This window comes from Proteiniphilum propionicum, from assembly GCF_022267555.1.
Lineage (GTDB): Bacteria > Bacteroidota > Bacteroidia > Bacteroidales > Dysgonomonadaceae > Proteiniphilum > Proteiniphilum propionicum.
Genome location: NZ_CP073586.1, coordinates 2137764 through 2162674, shown reverse-complemented (window position 1 = coordinate 2162674; position 24911 = coordinate 2137764). Strand labels below are relative to the sequence as shown.

The 24911-nt window shown below is 43.6% G+C and carries 23 protein-coding genes; 19 read left to right on the top strand and 4 right to left on the bottom strand.

What is annotated here, in order from left to right:
• The first annotated feature begins 56 nt into the window (after nucleotides 1-56).
• The gene (locus tag KDN43_RS08815; RefSeq protein WP_238841603.1) at nucleotides 57-887 is read left to right on the top strand and encodes a sugar phosphate isomerase/epimerase family protein; all 831 of its coding nucleotides are present in this window, start codon (nucleotides 57-59) and stop codon (nucleotides 885-887) included.
• Nucleotides 888-898: 11 nt separating this feature from the next.
• Here the strand turns inward: KDN43_RS08815 and KDN43_RS08810 are convergent, their stop codons facing one another.
• Complete coding sequence (locus KDN43_RS08810; RefSeq protein WP_238841602.1) at nucleotides 899-2428, bottom strand: peptide MFS transporter; 1530 nt, start codon at nucleotides 2426-2428, stop codon at nucleotides 899-901.
• 145 nt (nucleotides 2429-2573) lie between these two features.
• On the opposite strand from KDN43_RS08810, the gene KDN43_RS08805 reads away from it, so the two are divergent.
• The 5 genes from KDN43_RS08805 (at nucleotide 2574) to KDN43_RS08785 (ending at nucleotide 8890) form a co-directional block, all read left to right on the top strand.
• On the top strand, nucleotides 2574-3284 hold the full coding sequence (locus KDN43_RS08805) for an SAM-dependent methyltransferase (protein ID WP_238841601.1): 711 nt from the start codon (nucleotides 2574-2576) through the stop codon (nucleotides 3282-3284).
• A gap of 131 nt (nucleotides 3285-3415) precedes the next feature.
• Nucleotides 3416-4414: a UDP-N-acetylmuramate dehydrogenase gene (gene murB / locus KDN43_RS08800; RefSeq protein WP_238841600.1), complete on the top strand. Its 999-nt coding sequence runs from the start codon at nucleotides 3416-3418 to the stop codon at nucleotides 4412-4414.
• A 30-nt stretch (nucleotides 4415-4444) separates the two neighbouring features.
• Nucleotides 4445-5749 carry a UDP-N-acetylglucosamine 1-carboxyvinyltransferase gene (gene murA, locus KDN43_RS08795; RefSeq protein WP_238841599.1) on the top strand — a complete coding sequence of 435 codons (1305 nt, stop codon included), beginning with the start codon at nucleotides 4445-4447 and terminating at the stop codon, nucleotides 5747-5749.
• 238 nt (nucleotides 5750-5987) lie between these two features.
• Complete coding sequence (locus KDN43_RS08790) at nucleotides 5988-7853, top strand: 2-oxoacid:acceptor oxidoreductase subunit alpha (protein WP_238841598.1); 1866 nt, start codon at nucleotides 5988-5990, stop codon at nucleotides 7851-7853.
• Nucleotides 7854-7855: 2 nt separating this feature from the next.
• Nucleotides 7856-8890 (top strand): 2-oxoacid:ferredoxin oxidoreductase subunit beta, encoded by a 1035-nt coding sequence (locus tag KDN43_RS08785; protein WP_238841597.1) that lies wholly within the window; start codon nucleotides 7856-7858, stop codon nucleotides 8888-8890.
• Nucleotides 8891-9121: 231 nt separating this feature from the next.
• On the opposite strand, the gene KDN43_RS08780 is transcribed toward KDN43_RS08785, so the two are convergent.
• Complete coding sequence (locus KDN43_RS08780; protein WP_238841596.1) at nucleotides 9122-10309, bottom strand: proline dehydrogenase family protein; 1188 nt, start codon at nucleotides 10307-10309, stop codon at nucleotides 9122-9124.
• Nucleotides 10310-10480: 171 nt separating this feature from the next.
• Between KDN43_RS08780 and pruA the strand changes: the two genes are divergently transcribed.
• The 12 genes from pruA to KDN43_RS08720 all read left to right on the top strand — a co-directional run bounded on the left by pruA (nucleotide 10481) and on the right by KDN43_RS08720 (nucleotide 22678).
• Nucleotides 10481-12112, top strand: coding sequence for an L-glutamate gamma-semialdehyde dehydrogenase (pruA, locus tag KDN43_RS08775; RefSeq protein WP_238841595.1), 1632 nt, complete (start codon nucleotides 10481-10483; stop codon nucleotides 12110-12112).
• Between the two features lie 161 nt (nucleotides 12113-12273).
• Nucleotides 12274-12960 (top strand): SMUG2 DNA glycosylase family protein, encoded by a 687-nt coding sequence (locus KDN43_RS08770; RefSeq protein WP_238841594.1) that lies wholly within the window; start codon nucleotides 12274-12276, stop codon nucleotides 12958-12960.
• A 511-nt stretch (nucleotides 12961-13471) separates the two neighbouring features.
• Nucleotides 13472-14182, top strand: coding sequence for a (d)CMP kinase (gene cmk, locus KDN43_RS08765; protein ID WP_238841593.1), 711 nt, complete (start codon nucleotides 13472-13474; stop codon nucleotides 14180-14182).
• A complete protein-coding gene (locus KDN43_RS08760) occupies nucleotides 14163-15056 on the top strand; it encodes a 4-hydroxy-3-methylbut-2-enyl diphosphate reductase (protein WP_238841592.1) in 894 nt (297 codons plus the stop codon). Before cmk ends, KDN43_RS08760 begins: the two co-directional genes overlap by 20 nt.
• 108 nt (nucleotides 15057-15164) lie before the next feature.
• A complete protein-coding gene (gene pfkA / locus KDN43_RS08755; protein ID WP_238841591.1) occupies nucleotides 15165-16148 on the top strand; it encodes a 6-phosphofructokinase in 984 nt (327 codons plus the stop codon).
• A 107-nt stretch (nucleotides 16149-16255) separates the two neighbouring features.
• Nucleotides 16256-16663, top strand: a complete 408-nt coding sequence (gene mce, locus KDN43_RS08750) for a methylmalonyl-CoA epimerase (RefSeq protein ID WP_238841590.1) — start codon at nucleotides 16256-16258, stop codon at nucleotides 16661-16663.
• A gap of 437 nt (nucleotides 16664-17100) precedes the next feature.
• Nucleotides 17101-18663 carry an acyl-CoA carboxylase subunit beta gene (locus tag KDN43_RS08745; RefSeq protein ID WP_238841589.1) on the top strand — a complete coding sequence of 521 codons (1563 nt, stop codon included), beginning with the start codon at nucleotides 17101-17103 and terminating at the stop codon, nucleotides 18661-18663.
• 12 nt (nucleotides 18664-18675) lie between these two features.
• Nucleotides 18676-19581, top strand: coding sequence for an OadG family transporter subunit (locus KDN43_RS08740; protein ID WP_238841588.1), 906 nt, complete (start codon nucleotides 18676-18678; stop codon nucleotides 19579-19581).
• Between the two features lie 118 nt (nucleotides 19582-19699).
• Nucleotides 19700-20146, top strand: coding sequence for an acetyl-CoA carboxylase biotin carboxyl carrier protein (locus KDN43_RS08735; RefSeq protein WP_238841587.1), 447 nt, complete (start codon nucleotides 19700-19702; stop codon nucleotides 20144-20146).
• 15 nt (nucleotides 20147-20161) lie between these two features.
• Nucleotides 20162-21319: a sodium ion-translocating decarboxylase subunit beta gene (locus KDN43_RS08730; RefSeq protein ID WP_238841586.1), complete on the top strand. Its 1158-nt coding sequence runs from the start codon at nucleotides 20162-20164 to the stop codon at nucleotides 21317-21319.
• Between the two features lie 21 nt (nucleotides 21320-21340).
• Entirely contained in the window at nucleotides 21341-22498 is a 1158-nt protein-coding gene (locus KDN43_RS08725) for a sodium ion-translocating decarboxylase subunit beta (RefSeq protein WP_238841585.1), read from the top strand.
• A gap of 12 nt (nucleotides 22499-22510) precedes the next feature.
• Nucleotides 22511-22678, top strand: coding sequence for an OadG-related small transporter subunit (locus KDN43_RS08720; protein WP_238841584.1), 168 nt, complete (start codon nucleotides 22511-22513; stop codon nucleotides 22676-22678).
• On the opposite strand, the gene KDN43_RS08715 is transcribed toward KDN43_RS08720, so the two are convergent.
• Both KDN43_RS08715 and KDN43_RS08710 read right to left on the bottom strand, forming a co-directional pair.
• Complete coding sequence (locus KDN43_RS08715) at nucleotides 22675-23568, bottom strand: NAD kinase (protein ID WP_238841583.1); 894 nt, start codon at nucleotides 23566-23568, stop codon at nucleotides 22675-22677. The genes KDN43_RS08720 and KDN43_RS08715 overlap by 4 nt on opposite strands.
• A 30-nt stretch (nucleotides 23569-23598) precedes the next feature.
• Nucleotides 23599-23976, bottom strand: coding sequence for a hypothetical protein (locus KDN43_RS08710; protein ID WP_238841582.1), 378 nt, complete (start codon nucleotides 23974-23976; stop codon nucleotides 23599-23601).
• 156 nt (nucleotides 23977-24132) lie between these two features.
• Between KDN43_RS08710 and KDN43_RS08705 the strand changes: the two genes are divergently transcribed.
• Nucleotides 24133-24864 (top strand): pyridoxine 5'-phosphate synthase, encoded by a 732-nt coding sequence (locus tag KDN43_RS08705; protein ID WP_238841581.1) that lies wholly within the window; start codon nucleotides 24133-24135, stop codon nucleotides 24862-24864.
• Nucleotides 24865-24911 lie beyond the last annotated feature (47 nt).

Here is a 24911-nt window from a genome sequence, read left to right as displayed (position 1 = left end):
ATATTTATAAAATTTCAACTATCTTTGTGTACGTACACAATAAAAATGTAAAAAACATGAGAAAAACTTTTTTAATAACGGGATTAATGGTATCACTCGTGATTTCAGCACAAGAACGGCCTGACCCTCAACCGGCACCGGAAACATTCGAAAAGTTCAATATTGGCATGGCAGGCTATACATTTGCAAACTTTGATCTTGACAAGACACTGGAGATAATGGAAAAGTGCGATGTTAAATATCTATGTATAAAAGACTTCCACCTTCCTTTCAAAAGTACGGGCCCCGAGATTGCCGCTTTTCACAACAAGCTTGCCTCCAAAGGAATAACAGGTTATGCCGTAGGCCCTATCTACATGAGGTCAGAAAAAGAGATCGATGATGCATTCGAGTATGCAAAACGTGTAGGCGTGAAATTGATTGTTGGTGTTCCCAACTATGAGCTGCTGCCTTATGTCGACAAGAAAGTGAAAGAGTATGATATGCGCTATGCTATTCATCTGCATGGCCCGGACATGCCTTTGTATCCTGATGCCGATGATGTTTGGGAAAATGTAAAGAATCTGGATCAGCGTATCGGCATGTGCTTGGATGTGGGGCATGACACACGAAATGGAAAAGATCCTGTAAAAGACCTGAAGAAATACCACTCACGTGTGTTCGATATCCATATCAAAGATGTTACAGGAGCTTCCAAAGCCGGTTATTCAGTTGAGGTAGGACGAGGCATCATCGACTTCCCGGCTTTTGTGAAGATGCTACGCAAAGTGGGATACACAGGAGTATGCAGCCTTGAGCATGAACGTAATATGAAAGATCCTTTTCTGGGTATTGCAGAATCAATCGGCTATTTCAGAGGCATTATTGCGTCTACCGCAGGCAAATGAGCATATTTAAACTACCGTACGCCATGCATCAGTTTATTTAATTGCCTGGACAAAAGGAGCAGGATAAAAGAAGCAACTGCGGCCATCACTACAAACACCATAAAAAAATCGAAGAGGGTGGAAATCTCAATCCCGAGAAGCGATTTCACCTTTCCCTCCTCGGGATAAAGTGAACTTAATGCGCCTGCCAGCTTATTGGCTGTCGCCATTGAGAGATACCAGACCCCCATCAAAAGTGATGCAAAACGTACTGGGGACAGCTTGTTTACCATGGAAAGACCAATGGGAGAGAGGCAGAGCTCTCCCATTGTGTGAATGAAATATAACCCGGTAAGCCAAAGAATACTCACCTTCACACCCGGCTCCACACCCTGCACGCCAAAGGCAATAAGGAGATATCCCAGAGAGAGAAGCAACAGTCCCACAGCCTGTTTCACCGGCGAGGACGGCTCTATGTTTTTTGCTCCAAGTGAGAGCCACAAGCGTGCGAAGATAGGCGCCAGCAGAATAACGAAGACAGCATTAAACGATTGAAACCAACTTGTGGGCATTGTCCATCCAAGAATTTCACGATTAGTCTGTTCAGCAGCGAAATAGGTTAATGAGATCCCTGCCTGCTCAAATGCAGACCAGAAGAAAATCACGAAAAAAGCGATGATATATATTACCCAGATACGGTGACGCTCAATCTTGGTCAGCGACTTGTCAGAGATAACAAAAGCCGGCACAATTATAGTGGCAGTGTATATCAAAGCACCTATAAAATCATTATTGAACAGATACATAAAACCTGCAAACAGAGCAATCGTACCCAAAAACCATAATGCGATCTCTTTGAAGGTGTATTTTACAATAGTAGCTGCACCTGTTTTTTCCGATTTCTTCATTGCAGCAGGTTCAACACCTATGGAATTTCCATGGGGATCAACCAAATATTTATCTTTTCGGGCAACAAACAGGATTAGACATATGACAGAGACAAGGGCTGCAACAAGAAAGCCCCATTTAAAATCGGCTGGATTACCCGTGTCACCCAAAAATCCACAAATGAGAGGAGCTGCAAACGCACCCAGATTAACTCCCATGTAAAAAATGGTATAGGCTGAATCGAGGCGCCTGTCACCGGGCTCATATAGCTGCCCTACAAATGTTGAAACATTTGGTTTGAAAAAGCCGTTGCCAAATATCAACGCACCAAGGCCTGTATACATCAGCAATTTTGCAGCTTCCGGATGTTGAAAATAAAGCGCACTGAAAAACATAAATAGCTGACCGATAACCATCAGCACCGTACCCAGTAAAACCGATCGCCTCATCCCCCAGTACTTATCAGCAACATACCCACCTATCAGCGGAGTAAGATATACTAGCCCGGTATAATTCCCGTATATAAGAGAAGAGAGTTCCTTATCTATCATGAGGGCTTTAATCATGTAGAGAACAAAAAGTGCGCGCATGCCGTAGTATCCGAAACGTTCGGCAATGGAGATGGAGAATACAAAATAAAGTCCTTTGGGGTGTTTTGCAGAATTTGCTGTCATAAAAGTAAGTGTTATAAAACAACAAAAGTAACCAATTTAACCCACTTGAGCTTAACATTCAGGTGATCATTTCCGATATCTCTGAAAAAAAGGCTTGCTTTGCCCTATTTTGACTATTTTTGTATTCAAAAGCTTCGAAATTGAGATGAGAAATCCAGCCCTTTATTTAATTCCTGTTTTACTTGGCGACACCGCTGTTGAAAAGGTGATACCCGAGTATAACATTTATGTGGTATCGCAACTGAAATACTTTATAGTGGAGAATGTTCGCTCTGCAAGGCGTTTTTTGAAAAAATGCGATCCCGGTATCGATGTGGATTCTCTGGCCTTTTATGAACTCAACAAGCATACCGACAAAAGGCTGCTGTCAGGATATCTGTCGCCAATGAAATCGGGAGAGAGCATAGGTGTAATTTCCGAAGCAGGATGTCCCGCCGTGGCAGATCCGGGTGCCGATGTTGTGGCTATTGCCCAGCAGGAAGGATACCGGGTGATTCCCTTAGTAGGCCCCTCATCTATTCTTATGGCGATAATGGCGTCAGGATTCAACGGACAGAGTTTTGCATTTCACGGCTACTTGCCTATCGATGCATCAGAACGTATAAAACAGCTGAAACAATTAGAGGCAAGAGCTTACTCGGAAGATCAGACACAACTTTTTATAGAGACACCATACCGGAATCAAAAAATGGCTGAGGATATTCTGCAGCATTGCAAACCAAAGACCAGACTCTGCATCGCAATAAATATTTCGTGTGAAGATGAGTTTATAGTTACAAGAAATGTGAAAGCATGGAAGGGAAAGCTGCCTGATATGCATAAAAAGCCGGCTGTTTTCCTTATTTACAGAGGATAAAATATGATCAGGCACATGGCATTTAAGTTGCGGCTTGCAAAAATTAATTGCAGTTAAAGACCTATGAATTATATAATACCCGGAAAGTAAATTCAAACGATAAACCCCGGGAAGAAAATTAATATTTGAAAATGCTTATTCAACATAACGTACAACTTCAACCATACAACTCATTCCGTACGAAAGCAGTTGCTAAATTGTATTGCGAACCTCAAACAACAGAGGAGCTGTCTGAGATAATAAAAAGCTGTCGAGACCAACAGAAGCTGGTTATGGGAGCAGGCTTTAATATGTTTTTCACGAAGGATTTCGATGGCCTCATCATTAGGCCGGGCATGCAGTATATTCGTATGCTGTCGGAATCGGATGATAATATTGAAATTGAGGCCGGCGCCGCCATAGAATGGGACAAATTCGTGGAATATTGTGTCACAGCCGGATATGCGGGCCTGGAAAACCTCTCGATGATCCCTGGCACAGTAGGTGCAGGGCCTGTGCAGAATATCGGAGCCTACGGAACTGAAATAGGTGAAACAATCATTCAGGTGAAGGCTGTTGACCTATGTTCCGGTGAGTATAGAGTTTTCACAAACGAAGAGTGTGAATTTGCTTACCGCGACAGCATATTTAAGCGGGAGCATCGCTTCGCAATAACTTCTGTAATTTTCAGGCTGAGTAAATCGTTTTCATATAAAGAGAAATATATTGACCTGGGGCGCGAACTTGAAAATGTGGCCACTCCAACACTCTTGCAGGTACGTGAAGCAATAATCCGTATCAGAACACGAAAACTACCGGATCACAATGTTCTCCCCAACGCAGGCAGCTTCTTCAAAAACCCAATCCTTACCAAGGAAGAAAAAGAGCACCTGCAACACAAACTGGCTGATGCCCCTGTTTATAAAGCAGGAGATACAGAGTTTAAGACATCGGCGGCTTTTCTGATCGATAAGGCCGGTTACAAAGGCAAACGACAAGGGATGGTGGGCACATATGAACATCATCCACTTGTAATAGTTAATTACGGTACCGATAATGGGCAGGATATTGTGAATTTTATGAATGAAGTCCGGGAGGAAGTTTTGAAACAGTTTGGCGTGAATCTGGAGCCGGAAGTGTGGATTTTTTAATATTCTGATTTAAAACAGTAAAAAAGATATATGTCATCATTTGTTATTGAAGGCGGACGAAGCCTGAAAGGAGAGATTATACCACAAGGAGCCAAGAATGAGGCCCTGCAGGTAATATGTGCCACATTGCTGACACGGGAAGAGGTAATTATTGAAAATATTCCGGATATACTGGATGTAAAGAACCTTATCTCACTGCTTGAAGATATGGGAGTGGAGGTTAAAAAAATTAGCCTGGATACTTTTTCCTTCCAAGCCTGCAATATTAATCTGGCATATACACGAACAAAGGACTTTATGCTTAAATCGGCTGCCCTCCGCGGCTCCATCATGTTAATTGGCCCGCTGTTGGCGAGGTTTGGACGCGCTGTCATACCAAAGCCCGGGGGCGACAAGATAGGCAGGCGAAGGCTTGATACCCATCTCAACGGCATCATGAAGCTGGGCGCGGAGCTTGTTATAGATGAAAAAGAACAGCTTTTCAGCCTAACCGCCGAAAAACTTACGGGACAATACATTCTGCTCGACGAGGCATCAGTCACAGGAACAGCAAATCTGTTGATGGCTGCCGTTTTTGCCGAGGGAGAAACTATCATCTACAACGCCGCCTGCGAGCCATATGTGGAGCAGCTGAGCCATATGCTTGTACGTATGGGTGCAAAAATTGAAGGTATCGGTTCAAACAGGTTAACGGTTAAGGGGGTAACGGGACTTTCGGGTTGCCGCCACCGTCTGCTTCCCGACATGATAGAAATTGGAAGCTTCATCGGCATGGCTGCCATGACCGCCTCCGAAATCACAATCAAAGATACATCAGAAGCAAACCTGGGCATTATACCAGAAAGCTTTCGCCGTCTTGGCATTACCGTTGAACAGAGGGGAAACGATCTTTATATACCACAACAAGAAGGATACACTATTGAGTCGTTTATCGACGGATCCATTCTCACCATTGCCGATGCACCATGGCCAGGACTCACACCCGACCTGCTAAGCATAATACTTGTGGTTGCGACCAAAGCTGAGGGGTGTGTGCTTATTCATCAGAAAATGTTTGAAAGCAGGCTCTTCTTTGTAGATAAACTGATAGATATGGGAGCACAGATTATTCTGTGTGACCCGCACCGGGCAACGGTTATAGGGCTGGGCAGCCGTTTCAGGCTACGGGGCATGACAATGACATCGCCAGACATACGCGCGGGAATCTCACTGCTTATCGCAGCCATGAGCGCCAAAGGAACAAGCACAATACACAATATTGACCAGATCGACCGCGGCTATCAGCATATCGATACACGACTGAATGCGCTGGGTGCAAGTATTGAAAGAAAATAAATTAAATTTGCTTTTTAAACAACTCTTTTATTACTTTGCATCTGTTTTTAAATGATTATTCTCAGATTATTAAATTTAAATTTTTCAACCGCCTCATTTGAGGTGGACAATAGCGTTTTTTAGCACATACTCTTGATAATCACTCAATAAAATAACTACAACAGTCATAGGCTGCTTTGCTGAACCAAGAGTTGATTGCAATATTATAAACTTTTCAAATAACCACATAATAAGAATTATGCCAAAAAATTCGGTCGTAACCGACATTAAACAGGTAACCATACGTTTCTCAGGCGATTCCGGTGACGGAATGCAGCTTTCGGGGACGTTATTCTCTACGCTATCAGCTATCTTTGGAAATGAAATAGCAACATTCCCAGATTATCCGGCTGAAATCCGTGCGCCGCAAGGATCACTGCACGGTGTATCCGGATTTCAGGTGCGTATCGGGGCCAAAGACGTGTATAATTCAGGGGACAAAACAGATGTTTTAGTTGCAATGAACCCAGCGGCGCTGAAAGTAAACTCACAGTTTCTGAAAAAAGGATCTATTGTACTTTATGACACAGATTCATTTCAGAAAAAAGATCTCGACAAAGCTCTGTTCAAAACTTCAGATCCTTTTGCAGAACTTAATCTGAGCCATGTGCAACCTATTGGAGTAGGAATCACATCTCTTACAAAAGCATCGCTGGAAGATTCAGGGCTGGACAACAAAGATATGCTTCGCAGCAAAAACATGTTTGCCCTGGGAGTGGTATGCTGGCTCTTTAACCGGCCTCTGGAGATTGCAGACAGGCTGCTGGAGCAGAAATTTTCAAAGAAACCGAAACTGGTGGAGGCAAACATTAAAGCGCTTACCGACGGGTACAACTATGGGCACAACATACATCTGACAGCATCGACTTACAGAATAGAACCTGTTGAAGGGAACAAGGGTTTATATACCGATATAAACGGGAATACAGCTACCGCATACGGATTGATAGCTGCTGCCGAAAAAGCGGGTGTCCAGCTCTTTCTCGGTTCCTACCCTATTACACCTGCTACCGATATTTTGCATGAGCTCTCAAAAAGAAAAGACTTCGGAGTAAAAGCACTGCAGATGGAAGATGAGATCGCCGGAATAACATCAGCTATTGGTGCCAGTTTTGCGGGGTGCCTGGCAGCTACATCTACCTCGGGACCGGGATTATCGCTGAAGAGTGAGGGACTGGGGCTGGCGGTGATGGCTGAACTTCCACTGGTGTTAATAGATGTACAGCGAGGCGGCCCTTCTACTGGATTGCCTACCAAAAGTGAACAGACCGACCTCAATCAGGCTTTGTATGGGCGCAATGGCGAGAGCCCGCTTGTTGTTATGGCGGCTAAATCACCGACGGACTGCTTCGACTCTGCCTTTGAGGCTTCAAAAATAGCACTTGAGCACATGACACCGGTCATCTTGCTTACTGACGGTTATATTGCAAACGGTGCTTCGGCATGGAAAATCCCCGATTTAAATGAATATCCTGATATAAAGCCACCCTATGTGCAAAACCATTTCAATGGAGATCCGGGGGAATGGAGGCCATTTCTAAGAAACGAAAAGACGCTCGTAAGATACTGGGGCGTACCAGGTACCCCAAAGTATATGCATCGCATAGGTGGCTTGGAAAAAGATCAGTTTACAGGCGTCATTTCAACTAATCCTGACAATCACCAGATTATGGTAAATATACGCAGGAACAAAATAGAAAAGATAGCTGATTTTATACCCGACCAGAAGGTTATGGGGGATGAAAATGCCGACACTTTGATAGTGGGATGGGGAGGGACATATGGTCATCTGCTGGAAGCCTCTTTACGCATCAGAGATAATGGGAAAAAAATTGCATTCACCCAATTCAAACATATCTCTCCGCTTCCACGAAACACATACGATTTATTGAAAAAATACAAGAAGGTGATTGTGGCAGAACAAAACAACGGACAGTTTGCCGCTTACCTGAGTGGTAAGTTTCAGGATCTTAAAAACATTCACAGGTTCAACCGTGTGGAAGGCCAGCCTTTTAAAGTGAGTGAACTGGTGAAAGAATTTACAAAAATAATGGAGGAAAAATAAGTATGGAAGCTACGGAAATAAAATATCAGAAACATCTTCCAAAAGACTATAAAAGTGAAAACGCCGTACGATGGTGTCCAGGTTGTGGTGACTATGCCATCCTGAATTGCCTTCACAAAGCAATGGCAGAGTTGAATATTGAACCGCACGAGACAGCTGTCATCTCAGGTATAGGATGCTCTTCGCGCCTGCCCTATTATATGAACACATACGGATTCCACAGTATCCACGGCCGGGCAACTGCCATAGCCACGGGAGTAAAGGTGGCAAACCCAAAACTGAGTGTGTGGGTTGCCACAGGCGATGGAGACTCACTTGCTATCGGAGGTAACCATTTCATACATGCTGTTCGCCGCAATGTGGACATCAATATCCTACTGTTCAACAATAAAATTTACGGACTTACCAAGGGGCAGTACTCACCCACATCGGACAGGGGATTCGTCTCAAAATCGTCACCTTACGGAACAGTGGAGGATCCTTTCCGCCCGGCAGAACTAACTTTTGGTGCAAGAGGAACATTCTTTGCCAGAGCGTTAGACGTGGATATGAAGAACCAGGTAGATGCTATGGTAGATGCCGCCCGCCACAAAGGTACATCGGTAATTGAAATACTACAGAACTGTGTTATCTTTAACAACGGCATACACAATAAAATTAGCGACCGTAGCTGGAAAGCCGATAATACGGTTTTACTGAAACATGGTGAAAAGATGATCTTCGGCAAGGATGAGAACAGGGGAATAGTATTGGATGGCTGGGACCTTAAGGCAGTGACTATTGGCGAAGATGGATACACAATTGATGATGTGCTGGTGCACGATTCAACAACTGTGGATAATTCCTTGCATATGAAGTTGGCACTTATGGACACTGCAAACGGGCTGCCTGTTGCGCTGGGAGTAATACGCAATGTGGACGAGCCTTCATACGAAAATGATTACGAAAAACAGATAGCAGAGGTGCAGAAGAAAATGCCGAAAAAAACTTTCACAGAGTTTCTTCTCAATACTCCCAATGTGTGGGAGGTAAAATAGACAAGGTTGAATAAAAACTTGTTTCAATGAATTTTTTGAGGGTGGTATCGAAATATGATATCACCCTCAATTTAACTGCAGCAGTATCTAATCGGGATAAACGAATGAATCAGCAGGGGATAATCATTTTGCCAAAGGTTTGACTTAATTGCATCTCTTTCGGCAAGCCTGATGCCAAACATGTTGCCGAGCCTCGCTGAAACCCAGGATCGGCCTTGGCGAAAACCCCACTTACTTCTTCTTTCTTCTTCTTACTTCTCTCTGAATGAGCTTCAGTTCGCGGCTCGACTGTCCTTTAACCGAAGAATTCTCCTCAGCACGGCGAAACAGATAGGGCATCATGGTTTTAACCTCTCCGTAAGGTACATATTTCACAACATTGTACCCCTGTTCGGCAAGATTAAATGTTATATGGTCACTCATACCATACAATTGTGAAAAATAGATTCCCTGATGATTTCTTGGCAACTTGTATTCATCAATCAACCGCGCCAGCAGAAGCGAGCTCTCTTCATTGTGGGTTGCAACCATAAAATCGATTGTATCAAGATGATCCATAAAGTAACGGATGATGGCATCAAAGTCGTGATCTGTTGCCGGCTTATCGGGCTGAATAGGCGATGGGTAACCCTTCACCAAAGCTCTCTCCCTCTCTTTTTCCATATATGCCCCACGTACAATTTTAAGTCCGAACTTAAAACCCTTTTCCAGAGCTTGACGGTGGTGCTGTTTAATTCGCTCCATACTATCGTGGCGGTACATCTGATAGGTATTCTGAACAATGGCTTTATCTTTGTTATATTTCACCATCATCTTCATTACAATATCATCAAGCACGGGTTGTATCCACGTCTCTTCGGCATCGATAAGAATGGGGACTCCCAGTTCGCAACCACGTCTGAAAATTGAATCCACCCTCTCTTCTACACGTCTGAATTCATCTCTCTCTTCATCTGTTATGGAATGATTCTCACTGACCTTCGCTAGTAAATCGAAGCGAGCTATCCCGGTAATCTTGAAAGCACTAAACGGCACATTACTGTTCTTGTGCGCAATCTCAACTGTACGGATGATTTCATCACAGGTGGCATCAAACAGATCTTCACGCTCCTCTCCTTCAACAGCGAAATCCAGAATAGTACCCACATTCCGGGATGCGAGTTTCTCAATGGTCTTCACGCAATCATCGATTGATGTTCCTCCAACAAAATGTTTGTAAATAGTTTTGCGAAGAATACCTTCTACAGGGAAATGAATAGCAAATGCAAAATTCACAAGATATTTGCCGGTTTTTACCAGTGTGCGGTTGTTCATAACTTTAAACAGCAGGCATGACTGCCTCAGGCTGTTGTTGGATTGGCCACGAAAAGCGATCTCTGAATTTTCGAAATTGGTAAAAGTAATGTTTTCTGAATACATGCGTTTTTATAAAAGTATTAAGGTGTTACAAATATATAAAAAAAATGAATCAGATGTAGTATGATTGAAAATTTTCATCATAAAACTACTCCTCAAAGTGCCATAATATAACTTTTTTTGGTATGTTTGTACTATCCCAATAAAGTAATAACCTAACTAAACTAATTATTTATGCCTAAAGGAGTCTATCAATTACCGGAAGTAAAAAATGAACCTGTGAGGAGCTATGCCCCGGGAACGCCAGAAAGAATTATACTTAAACAGAAATTGGTCGAACTCAACAAGGGGGGACTCGACCTTCCCATGATCATCGGCGGAAAAGAGGTCCGCACCGGCAAGCTGAAAGATATTCGCCCTCCGCACAACCACCGGCACCTGCTGGGGCACTACCACCAGGGCGACAAGAAACATGTACAGATAGCTATCGATGAGGCATTGAAAGCCAAGCCGGCGTGGGAAGCAATGCAGTGGGAGAGCCGCGCAGCTATTTTCCTGAAGGCCGCCGAATTGATCGCAGGTCCATATCGTGCCGAGTTCAATGCCGTCACCATGATCGGGCAATCTAAGAACGCGTTTCAATCTGAGATAGATGCTGTTTGTGAACTGGTAGACTTCTACCGTTTTAACGTGAAAAACATGTATGAGATATACTCCATGCAGCCCAGTTCTTCACCGGGTATATGGAACCGGATGGTATGGCGGCCACTGGAAGGGTTTATTTTCGCACTTACCCCTTTCAATTTCACCTCCATTGCAGGCAACCTGCCTGGTGCTCCCGCACTGATGGGCAACACTGTAGTCTGGAAACCATCAAAGACAGCTGTCTTCTCTGCACATCTAATTATGAAGGTCTTGCAGGAAGCAGGATTACCCGGTGGTGTAATAAACCTGGTATATGCAGACGGAAGAGATGCAGCAGATGTGATATTTAACCATCGCGACTTTGCCGGATTGCACTTTACAGGATCTACTGCTATATTCAACAGTATGTGGAAAACCATTGCAGGGAATATGGATAAATACAGATCCTACCCGCGCATAGTGGGTGAAACAGGCGGAAAGGACTATGTTTTTGCCGACGAGACCGCCGATGCCATACAGGTCGCTACGGCCCTTACCCGTGGTGCATTCGAGTACCAGGGACAGAAATGTTCTGCCGCATCTCGCGCATATATTCCCACTACATTATGGGAAGATGTTAAGAAATACATCTGCAGCAATCTTGCCGGAATGAAAACCGGAGTGGTGGAAGATTTCAGTAATTTTGTGAATGCGGTAATTGATGAAGAGTCGTTCGATAAGCTTGCGAAAGTTATCGATGATGCCAAATCTTCTCCAGATGCCGAGATAATATGCGGTGGCAGCTATGACAAATCGAAAGGTTATTTCATCTGTCCGACTGTGATTCTGGCTAAAAACCCCGACTATATCACGATGAGAGAGGAGCTTTTCGGCCCCATACTTTCAGTATATCTGTATGATCCGGCAGACCTTGATAAGACTTTAGATATTCTTGATACAACTACAGACTATGCTCTTACGGGTGCAATATTCTCTGCAGACAGGGCCAATATTGAAAAGATGACTACCCGCCTGACTCACACAGCCGGAAATTTCTATATCAACGATAAGCCAACCGGTGCCGTGGTTGATCAGCAACCGTTCGGTGGCGGCCGTGGATCGGGCACCAACGACAAAGCCGGGTCGGTTTTCAACCTCCTGCGATGGGTTTCCCCACAATGCATCAAAGAGACATTTGTACCGGCAAAGGAATATATGTATCCCAACTTTCTTGAAGAGTAATTGACGAAAACTTATTAAGCAGCATATCCTTACTGTTGGCAAAGACAGATATTCCAATATCAGGACGGGATGCCGAAGAATATCACGAAAATAAAAAATTTGAGGATACTAATAGCCACTTATCTATTACAACATGCTGTTTAGAAAAGTATTGTTACAACATGACAGAAAACCTAGCCGATAAAATTATTACTTTCAACAGGGAGTTACACTATTCCGATGGTTTGCCCGAGGAGTTTCAGGTATTGAACCCTTTTCTAGAAAATACCGAAACATTACCGGTCATGGAGAGATTTTATCGCAAATATTATAACGACATGAACTCCAGAAAATTTATTGTCGGTATCAATCCAAGCCGCCACGGTGCAGGTGTGACAGGAGTTCCGTTCACTGATACGAAGCGACTGGAGAGTGTTTGCGGGATAACGATGCATTCAGCCCACACTCATGAGGTCTCTTCAGTGTTTTTTTACGATATGATTGATGCATACGGCGGTGCAGTTGATTTCTACAGTCATTACTATATCAACTCGCCATTTCCGTTGGCAATTATCCGCAAAACCAAAGATGGCAGGTGGATAAACGCCAACTACTATGATGATGAAAATCTTTTCAAGATGGTAAAAAATTTTATGGTCACATCTATGAGAAAGCATATCAACATGGGGCTGGACACCTCCGAAGTATATATTCTGGGGAAGAAAAACGGCAACTTCATTGAAAGGTTAAACAGAGAGGAGAAACTTTTTGACAGGATAACCGTCCTTGATCATCCGCGCTATATCCAGCAATACAAGTCGAAAGAGAAACAATTATACATTGATAAATATCTGCAGGTATTGAGATAACCGTATTAAAACTGCATCAGCTGTACAGTAAGCCCGTTGATACAACTTACAGGGTTGTTGATCAAGCTTTTTGTACAAGCTTGTACTCGTATTGGATAAGGTGATATTGCAAAAAAAGGATTGTTGATCAAGCTTTCTGTACAGGCCTGGGCAGGTATCCAGACTTTAATGCCAATTAAGTGGTTTTAAAAATGCAAAATAATCACAATGGGAACAACAGGGGTATTCATCTTTTTATGCCAATTATGTGGCTATGCAGGTAGATGTTAAATATTTTTCTCGAAAAAACATTCTACCTTTGCTGATTGTTTAGTCTGTCCGGAAAGATTGCAGTTGCAGGTTGTAGCGAAGAACAATAAAAGAAGACTGCCGGTTGCAACGGTCCGGTGTTTTTTAAGGGGCTAATCATAATTAATTGATTATCAAAATTTAACAGGATTTTAAAGTGAACGGCATAATTGCCTGATTATTTAGATATTAAGTGAATATTTGCCGGACTATCAGATTAAATATGCATGCAAAAAAGATAAATATTGCCGTTGACGGTTACTCGTCATGCGGCAAGAGTACGATTGCTAAAGGGTTGGCCAAAGAGCTGGGTTACACATATATCGACAGCGGCGCCATGTATCGCGCTGTTGCCCTGTATGCTATCCGCAACGGATGGATTACAGAGACGGGGATAAACGAGGAAGCCTTGCTTGAACATATATCAGGGATAAAAATATCTTTCAAACCCAATGATCAGGGAACACAGGATACTTTCCTGAACGGAGAGAACGTGGAGCAGGAGATTCGAACGCTGGAAGCGGCCAACGGCGCAAGCCGTGTGAGTACAATCGGTTTTGTGAGGAAGGAGCTGGTCCGGCAGCAACAGGAGCTGGGATACAAAAAAGGGGTAGTGATGGATGGACGTGATATAGGAACGGTCGTTTTCCCCGATGCAGAACTCAAAATATTTCTCACCGCATCGCCGGAAGTACGTGCTAAGCGACGCTATGATGAGATGAAAGCCAGGGGTGACCAGCCTCTGTTTGAAGATGTGCTGGCAAATGTGAAAGAGCGCGACCAGCGTGACACCACACGTGCCGAGAGCCCGTTACGCAAAGCCAGTGATGCCCTGGAACTGGATAACTCCCACATCGGCATTGAGGAGCAGTTGCAATGGGCTCTGGATATGTTTAACAAAATCACAACAGAAAATGAACAGAATAGAAATTGACAGCCATTCAGGATGTTGCTTTGGTGTGGCCAAGGCTATCAGCAGAGCAGAAGAGGAATTGCAAAAAGGAGGTACCCTCTATTGCCTGGGAGATATTGTTCATAACAATATTGAGGTGGAACGCCTGGAAAAAATGGGATTGATTACAATCAACCACGAGCAGTTTAAACAGCTGAAAAATGTTCGTGTGCTACTTCGTGCTCATGGAGAGCCACCCAGCACCTATGAGATTGCAAAGCAGAACAATATAGAGATCATTGATGCATCGTGCCCGGTTGTACTTGGGTTACAGAAAAGAATAAATAAGAAATTCACCAGGCGCAGTAACAACAATGCGCAGATAGTGATCTATGGCAAGAGAGGGCATGCCGAGGTTAATGGCCTACTGGGGCAGACAGACGATTCCGCCATAGTTATAGAGAGCAAGGATGAGATTGACAAACTAGATTTTTCGCGCGATATCAGCCTGTTTTCCCAAACGACAAAACCGCTCGACGGATATCGGGAGGTGGGGGAAATTATCAAATCACGTATGCTGAATGGAGCCACCTTTGAGTTCTATGATACAATATGCCGACAGGTATCGAACCGTGTCCCCAACATACAGGAATTTGCACAAACCCACGATCTGATTTTTTTCATTGCCGGAGAGAAAAGTTCAAACGGCAAAGTTTTATTCGCTGAGTGCAAAAAGAAAAACCCAAACTCCTACCTTATCCATTCACCAGATGAAATAGACCCGGCGTTACTAAAAGACAATATGAGCATAGGCATTTGCGGTGCCACCTCAACGCCAATGTGGCAAATGAAAACCGTCGCTGAAAACATTAAGAAACTAAAACCCCGGATGTACATTGAAAAAGCTGCTTTTTAAGCAGCTTTTTTTTGTTGCATCGTTAAAAAAATCTATCTTTGCGATTCATTGTTTTAAAGGGAATCTTAGTAAATAACCAACAAAGATTCAAAGACTAACATTTCAATTATGGACTCAAATATAAAAAGCGTGGGCGTCCTCACTTCTGGTGGAGATGCGCCGGGTATGAATGCAGCAATTCGCGCGGTGACGCGTGCAGGTATTTTCAACGACATGAAGGTTTACGGAATCTACAGGGGATACAAAGGACTGATCTCCGATGAAATAGTTGAATTCAAGACCAATAGCGTAAGTAACATTATTCAGCAAGGCGGAACAATGCTGAAAACAGCCCGGTCTCAGGAGTTTTTGACAGTTGAAGGACGTAAGGTTGCTTATGAAAACATGCAGAAACATGGGATTGATGCGTTGGTAGTGATTGGTGGCGATGGTTCGCTTACTGGCGCCGGGGTTTTTGCCAATGAATACAATATCCCTATTGTAGGACTTCCCGGGACAATTGATAACGACCTCAACGGTACGGATACGACAATAGGATACGATACAGCACTTAACACCATTATGCAGTCGATGGACAAGATCAGGGATACAGCCACTTCTCATGAACGACTGTTTTTTGTGGAGGTTATGGGAAGAAACTGCGGTTTTCTGGCACTTAACAGTGCTATAGCATCGGGTGCCGAAGCGGCTATCATTCCCGAAATTAGTATTGAGAAAGACCAGCTTGGAGAGCTTATTGAGCAAGGCTTCCGTAAATCGAAGAGCAGTAGTATGGTACTTGTTACCGAGAGCGAAGTTACTGGTGGAGCCATCAGGCTGGCAGAAAGAGTAAAAAAAGAATATCCACAATACGATGTACGTGTTTCCATTCTCGGGCATCTGCAGCGAGGCGGATCACCCTCCGCACAGGATCGAATCCTGGCCAGTCGCATGGGTATTGCAGCTATACAGGCTTTAATAGAGAATCAAAGGAACGTGATGATGGGAATACGTGAAAACGAAATTGTATATGTTCCGTTTAAACGAGCCATAAAAAAAGAGAGGGAGATAAATGAAGAGATGCTGGAGGTGTTACGTATCTCCTCCATGTGATGATAATTCATCATATTGATATCAAAAAAAGAAATATTCTTTTTTTTTATTTTTAGGATTGAAAGAGGTACTTTTGCAGTTAAACTAAAAAATTATACTCGTATTATATGGAAATTACACACATTGAACACATTGGAATAGCAGTAAAGAATATTGAAGAGCATCTCCCTTATTACGAAGACGTTTTGGGATTAAAATGCTACAATATCGAAACAGTTGAAGATCAAAAAGTTAGAACAGCATTTTTCAAAGTGGGACAGACCAAGATTGAGCTGCTGGAGCCAACCGATGAAGAGAGCACCATTGCTAAATTCATAGAGAAGAGGGGTGAAGGGGTTCATCATATCGCCTATGCAACAAAAAATGTAAATGAAGCACTGAAAGAGTTGGAGAATAAAGGGGTACGGCTCATAGACCGGCAGGCACGCGGAGGTGCTGAAGGACTAAGCATTGCTTTCCTACATCCCAAGTCAACAGGCAGCGTTCTGACCGAACTTTGTGAGCATCCTGAATAATTAACCGTAAGGTGAAGTTAAACAATTCACAAACGGGATTACACTGCCAACTTTACTATCGAAACCTTTCAAATTCAAATAAAAGCCTGAACCGAAAACCCTGAATATCAAAAATTATTATTTATAATACATTGGATATCAACATTTGTTTCGGTTCACTTGCAATGGAAAAGATTTCCCGGGGGGGCAAGGATATAAAGCTGAATAGCAAGAGGCAAGCTTGTCAGAAATATTTACGGCATGCAATGAGCAGAAGTCAAGTTCTCCAGGATTATAATGTTTCGTGAACTTACAATAAACCGTGCCGGCAAAGTATCAGCAAGCCTCTCCTTTACCGTGGCGGGCAAATCAAATACAGATCAGGATTCAAAAAAAATAAGTTTACTTGAATATTACATAGCGACTGAACAGAACAATTAATTTAATGAACATTTTATATGAGCAACCAACTCGAAAAAGTAAAGGAGCTTATCCAACTGCGTGAGAAAGCTCGATTAGGAGGTGGCGAAAAGAGAATTGAATCGCAACACCTTAAAGGAAAATACACGGCACGTGAAAGAATCGCAATGCTCCTTGATGAGGGCAGCTTCGAAGAGTTCGATATGTTCGTGGAACATCGTTCACACAACTTCGGAATGGAAAAAAACAAGTTCCTGGGTGACGGAGTGGTAACCGGTTACGGGTCCATCGACGGGCGACTCGTTTATGTATTTGCACAGGATTTCACAGTTTCCGGCGGATCATTGTCGGAGATGCATGCACAAAAGATCTGCAAGGTGATGGACCAAGCAATGAAGATGGGGGCACCTCTAATCGGTATCAACGACTCGGGCGGTGCTCGTATTCAGGAAGGTATTAATGCTCTGGCTGGCTATTCCGAAATATTCCAGCGCAACATATTGGCATCGGGAGTGATACCGCAGATATCCGGAATTTTCGGTCCCTGTGCAGGCGGAGCAGTCTATTCTCCCGCGTTGACCGATTTTATTATCATGACACAGGGAACATCATATATGTTTCTTACCGGCCCTAAAGTGGTAAAGACTGTAACCGGAGAAGATGTTACACAGGAGGAGCTTGGAGGTGCATCAGTGCATTCCGCAAAGTCTGGCGTATCGCAGTTCCAGGTACAAACGGAAGAAGACGGAATGAAGCTTATTCGCAAGCTTTTAAGCTTTATTCCTCAAAACAATCTGGAAGAGGCGCCCCTCCTCCAAAACGACGACCCTATTGACCGGCTTGAAGACGGGCTGAACGATATTATACCTGACAGCCCAAATAAACCATACGATATGTATGAGGTAATTGGCGCCATCATCGACAATGGTGAGTTCCTTGAGGTACACGCCGATTATGCCAAAAACATTATTGTAGGTTTTGCTCGATTCAACGGAATATCGGTTGGCATTGTTGCCAATCAGCCCAAGTACCTTGCGGGTGTGCTCGATATTAACGCTTCACGCAAGGCAGCCCGTTTTGTTCGTTTCTGCGATGCTTTCAATATACCACTTGTAACCCTTGTGGATGTTCCCGGCTTCCTTCCAGGAACAGGACAGGAATACGGCGGCGTAATAACACACGGTGCCAAACTGTTGTATGCCTACGGAGAAGCTACCGTGCCCAAAGTGACCGTAACACTACGTAAATCATACGGTGGCGCACATATAGTGATGAGCTGCAAACAACTCCGTGGCGACATCAATTACGCATGGCCTACCGCTGAAATTGCAGTGATGGGTGCCGATGGTGCTGTGGAAGTGCTCTACAGTAAAGAGATTGCAGCCGAAAAAGATCCGGAAAAATTGGCAACTATACTGGCAGAAAAGAAAAAAGAGTATAACGACCTCTTTACCAATCCATATGTGGCAGCACGATATGGATATATCGACGATGTGATAGAACCGCGCAACACCCGTTTCCGGGTAATCCGTGCTCTTCAGCAGCTGCAGACAAAGAAATTGCAGAATCCGCCTAAGAAGCACGACAACCTGCCACTTTAAATAAAGATTAATATGAGAAATACAATAAGATTTTCGGCTCTTTTCATCGCAATTGTATTATTCACGGGATGTGCCAAACAAAAGAAAAATCCTGACTGGGTAATCAACGAGGTGATGGTGGTGAACGAGACCAATTACATGGATAATTTTGGACAAAGGAACGGATGGATCGAGATATACAACAATACGGCAAAGACGCAAAATCTGGGTGGACGATATCTCACAAACGACCGCAATAATCCGAAAAAATATCCTATCCCAAGGGGAGATATAAGAACAAGCATTTCTCCACATCAACATGGACTTTTCTGGGCAGACAATGAACCTTTCAACGGAACCTTCCATTTGAATTTCACACTCGACCCCACGGAAGAGAACTACATCGCGCTGTATGATAACGATGGAAAAACGTTGCTTGACGAGATTGTTATTCCCGCAGGAATGCTTGCCGATCAGACTTACGGATACGTACAGGACGGAGTTAAATATGATGAAAAGGGTAACATTGCTGCTACACATTTAAATAGGGTAACGCCTAACAGCAACAATGCCATTCTGGAAGAAAACCCAAAGGTTGCTAACCTTAAGGAAAACGACACATGGGGAATTATGATTACAATAACCTCAATGCTTGTTGTGTTTTCCGGACTGGTTGCGCTTTACTTTTTCTTTAAATTTTCAGGGAATCTAGCCAAAAGAGTATCTGAAAAGAATGTGGCAAAAAGTGGCACTCTCTCCGCTGCCAGAAGTCAGTCTCATATGTCGGGCGAAGTACTGGCTGCAATTTCTGCTGCTATTTACGATTTGAAAGAGAATCAGCACGATATAGAGTCTACAATTCTAACTATAGACCGGGTGAAACGGAACTACTCACCATGGAATGCTAAAAGGCAATCGCTGAGAGAATTACCTAGATAATACAAAACCAGTAATAATAAATCAAGACTTGCAGGCTTAAGATGTAAAACAGCAAAAGCAGAATAAAGGATATTGATAAGTCGATAGTCAAGAAGAAATTAAAAACATTGTACGTCGTATGAAAGAATTTAAATATAAAATTAACGGCACACCTTACAGAGTTGTGGTAACAAAATCAGATAGCGACTCTGTGGAACTTGAAGTAAACGGCACACCATACACCGTTGAAATGGTCCCTTCCAAAATGAAATCGCTCTCTGGCATTAAGCGCCCCAGCACTGCAGCGGCCCCTGCCCCCACTCCACAATCTACAACCACTCCTCTGGTAACTAGGCCTTCTGCCCCCGTTGGAAAAAATACACTCCAATCACCTCTGCCGGGAATTATTTTGGATATACGTTGCAAAGTGGGAGATAGCGTGAAAAAAGGACAAACTCTGATGATACTTGAAGCGATGAAGATGGAGAACAACATCTTGGCAAACAGTAATGGAAAAGTGACTGAAATTCTTGTCCAGAAAGGGGATTCGGTTTTAGAGGGAGCTGAACTTGTAATAATAGAATAAAAGAGGCGGCAAAAGATGAATACATTACTATCATTAACAGACAATTTACAAGCATTCTGGAATTATACGGGTTTTGCAAATGCAGAGAGGGGACATATAATAATGCTCCTTGTAGGTCTGTTTTTTATCTACCTGGCAGTAAAAAAGGAGTATGAACCACTGCTGCTGATCCCAATAGGATTTGGCATCCTAATCGGAAATATTCCTTTCAACGAAGCAGCAAACCTGCAAGTGGGTATATATGAAGAGGGTTCAGTATTTAATATTCTCTACCAGGGTGTGGTAAAAGGCTGGTATCCGCCCCTTATCTTCCTGGGTATTGGAGCTATGACAGACTTCTCGTCATTAATATCAAACCCGAAACTAATTCTAATCGGAGCTGCCTGCCAGTTCGGGATCTTCGGTGCATATATAATCGCTTTAAAATGGGGATTTGCACCCAACGAAGCAGCTTCTATTGGCATCATAGGCGGTGCTGACGGGCCTACGGCAATCTTTACAACATCAAAGCTTGCCCCGCACCTCCTGGGAGCAGTTGCTATTTCGGCCTACTCATATATGGCTCTGGTCCCGGTTATCCAGCCTCCTTTCATGAAGATGCTGACAACAAAGAAAGAACGGCTGATAAAGATGAAAACTCCTCGAGTGGTCTCACAAACAGAAAAGATAATGTTTCCTATCATGGGCCTGCTGTTGACAACTTTCCTGGTTCCCTCGGGTTTACCTTTGCTGGGTATGCTTTTTTTCGGTAACCTGCTGAAAGAGTCGGGGGTAACCCGCCGTCTGGCCGAAACAGCCCGTGGGCCTGTGATAGACACGGTGACCATTCTGCTGGGACTGACTGTAGGTGCTTCCACACAGGCTACCACGTTCCTGCGCCTTGAGTCATTGAAGGTGTTTGCTATCGGTGCACTTTCATTTATTATTGCCACCTGTGCAGGAATCATATTCGTTAAAATCCTGAATCTCTTCTTGTCGAAAGAGAAGAAGATCAATCCACTTATCGGAAATTCCGGAGTATCGGCCGTGCCCGATTCTGCAAGGATTTCTCAAGTTATCGGATTGCAATACGATCAAAGCAACTATCTGCTGATGCATGCAATGGGGCCGAATGTGGCAGGTGTGATTGGTTCAGCGGTAGCTGCAGGTATCTTGCTTGGTTTCTTGTATTAATAAAGTTTAATTGAAAAATTTATGGGTTTAGAACAACTGTTACCTGCTATTGCGGGCATGACCTGGCAGCATTTGGTGATGATAGCTATTGGCCTTATCCTTATCTGGCTTGCCATTGTTAAGAACTATGAACCGACGCTACTGCTTCCGATGGGATTTGGCGCCATACTGGTGAATATCCCCCTGTCATCGGCAATCTCTCAGATTGACCCTGCCACGGGTCAAGCTGTTGAGGGCGTTCTAAACGTCTTCTTCGATGCAGGTATTGCCACGGAGATTTTTCCGTTGCTCATTTTTATTGCTATCGGGGCTATGATCGATTTCTCACCGTTGTTCCGGAACCCTTCACTGCTGCTGTTCGGTGCGGCAGCTCAGTTTGGCATTTTCCTCACGATGCTGCTTGCCTCCCTGCTGGGATACGACATCAAGGAGGCAGCATCCATCGGGATTATTGGGGCGGCCGACGGCCCTACTTCCATAGTAGTGGCATCACGATTTGCCCCAAACCTGCTGGGGCCAATCTCTGTAGCTGCTTACTCATATATGGCGCTTGTGCCTATAATTCAGCCGCCTGTTATACGGATGCTTACTTCACGTAACGAACGGCTAATCAGAATGTCGACCGCTAGCCATAGCAATAAGAAGATATCCAAAAAAGCGCTGATAGCTTTCCCTATTGTAATAACCATAACGGCAGGCATTATTGCTCCTTCGTCGCTGGCACTAATAGGATTCCTGATGTTTGGCAATCTGATTCGCGAGTGCGGCGTACTGAACAAACTATCACTTTCTGCTCAGAACGAATTGTCGAGTCTAGTCACCCTGTTGCTTGGTATAACCATTGCCAGTACAATGACGGCTGAACGGTTTGTCAGGACAGATACTCTAATTATTATTGCACTTGGACTATTCGCGTTTGTCTTCGATACCTTCGGGGGTGTAATCTTCGCTAAGTTTCTTAACCTGTTCCGTAAGGAAGGCAACAAGATAAATCCCATGATAGGTGCATGCGGTATTTCTGCATTTCCCATGTCGGCCCGTGTAATTCACCAGATGGGGCAAAAAGAAGACCCCTACAATTATCTGCTAATGCCGGCAATCAGCGCTAATGTGGGAGGGCAGATAGGTTCGGTTGTGGCTGGAGGTATTATATTGACTCTTGTTCCATTGCTTGCTTAAAAAAGAAATATTATGACGCCAACAGTACAAACAGCACTGCTTATTGCCTTAATAGGTATTGTGGGGATTTTTATCTTTATGTCTCTCTTTTACCTGCTCATCCTGGCGCTCGATAAGTATCTGCCTTACCAGGAGGAAAAACCTGAGGAAGAGGTTACTGAAGATTCAAATGATGATTAATACTGCTTTCTGACATCCGCTCCCCACATCAATTTGTCGCGCAGGGTTTCATAGAAGGTATGTCCTATTCTTTTTACCACGCGAAGAGTGTAGTCACCCTTTCTTACCTGCAACGCGATGTTCTCGTCCAGCACCCTTGACTGCCCGTCCACCGACACAAGAAACATATGACTGCGGCTTTCTACTTTTAGAGAGATAATGCTGCTGTCGTCCACAACCAGTGAACGAGATGTAAGATTGTGGGGGGCTATAGCAGATAGAATTATGCTTGGCGTTGTGGGCGATAAAATTGAGCCGCCAATACTCAATGAATAGGCAGTAGATCCAGTAGGAGTGGATATCACAAGGCCATCGGCCTGGTACGAAGTCAGGTAATCGTTATTGATATATGCATGAATAGAGAGCATGGATGCGGTGTCTTGTTTCAGAATAGCAACCTCGTTAAGCGCGTGGGTGTTAAAAAATTCAGGTGGAAATGTTTCATCAGTAGTCAACTTCAAAAGTGTGCGTTCTTCCACCCTGTATGTACCATTCATCACCTCCTGTAAAGTCTCCTCTACATCTGCATAGTTTATGGCTGCCAGAAAACCGAGACGGCCGGTGTTAATACCCAATACCGGAATTCCTGAATTGCCAACAGTAGCGGCAGTTCGCAAAAACGTGCCATCGCCGCCAACACTTACAACAATATCTACTTGAGGCAGTTTTTCAGCCAGTTCACATATTGGCTCAATTTTCTGACGAATATTTCCTGGTAGTGATTGAAAAAAATTTCCTGGCAGATACAACTCACCTCCATGCCTTTTAATAGCATCACAAACCCCGTATATCTGCTCTTCCGCCTTCGCGGTTCTATCGGGGAACATACTTCCAAATAAAGCAAACCTCATCTGTCTCAATCCAATTTCGTTACTCAGTATTTACATCTCAAGATAATACAATAACTCAGCCAGCCGCTGTTTTTGGGTATCGGTCACCTCGCCTTCACGCATGAAATAGTAAACCACATTGTAGTTGAATCGTTCGAAGCTTCTTAACAGGATTGTAACATCGTCCACATCAAGCTTTAACGATACTAACAGGACTGCACCGCCGGAGACCGGCATTACATATAGTGCCATCACATGCGCATTATTGCTCTCCACAATCCTGGCTATCTCGGTGAGAGTATAATCTTTCAGCGGAATCTCTAGAATGATAAGCGAATTTTCCGTTTCAGAAAGTTCGGTGAACTGCTCGGGAGTAGGGGGAAAAATGAACTGTTCAAGCTGTTTTTTGATAAATTCTTTGACTGACATTGCGCAAAACGGTTATTTCGTATTACTTTTGTATCTGATTTACAAAGATGGTGATTTTTTGTCTAAATGAACTCCATTGTTTAGTTTTTATTATTTCTTTATCTAATTTAGGCAAGACCTCACCACTTTATAACAAATTGTTTGTAATATAATTTTATGACAAAACTTAGTGTAAATGTAAATAAAATAGCCACTCTAAGGAATGCCCGCGGAGGAAATATTCCTGACGTGGTACAAGTGGCTATAGACTGTCAGCTTTTTGGTGCGGATGGAATTACCGTTCATCCCCGCCCCGATCAACGTCATATCCGTTACTCCGATGTATTTGATCTGCAGGCTAAAGTAACCACAGAGTTCAATATTGAGGGAAACCCCACACCTGAATTTATCTCCCTCATCAGAAAAATCAGGCCCACACAGGTAACCCTTGTTCCTGATGCCCATGATGCCATCACTTCCGACTCCGGATGGGACACTATTACGCATAAGGCATTTCTGACCGATATTGTAGCTGAGTTTCAATCAATAGGTGTACGTACCTCAATATTCGTAGACGCAAACCCAGAAATGGTTCGTATGGCATCGCAAATAGGAACTGACCGTATAGAACTGTACACAGGCCCTTACGCCGAAAAGTATCATGCTGACAGGGAAAAGGCCGTAGCGCCCTTTGTTGAAGCTGCCACGCTGGCAAAGAACCTGGGCCTTGGAGTGAACGCAGGGCACGATCTTAATTTGAATAATCTCCAATATCTATACATAAACATTCCATGGTTAAAAGAAGTATCTATAGGACATTCACTTATCAGTGATGCTCTCTACCTGGGATTAAAAGAAACAATAAAAGCGTATAAAAATTGTTTAAAAGAACCTCAGAGTGATGTTTGAATTTCCAAAATAACTACCTTTATCAAAATAAACTAACAGGAAAACTA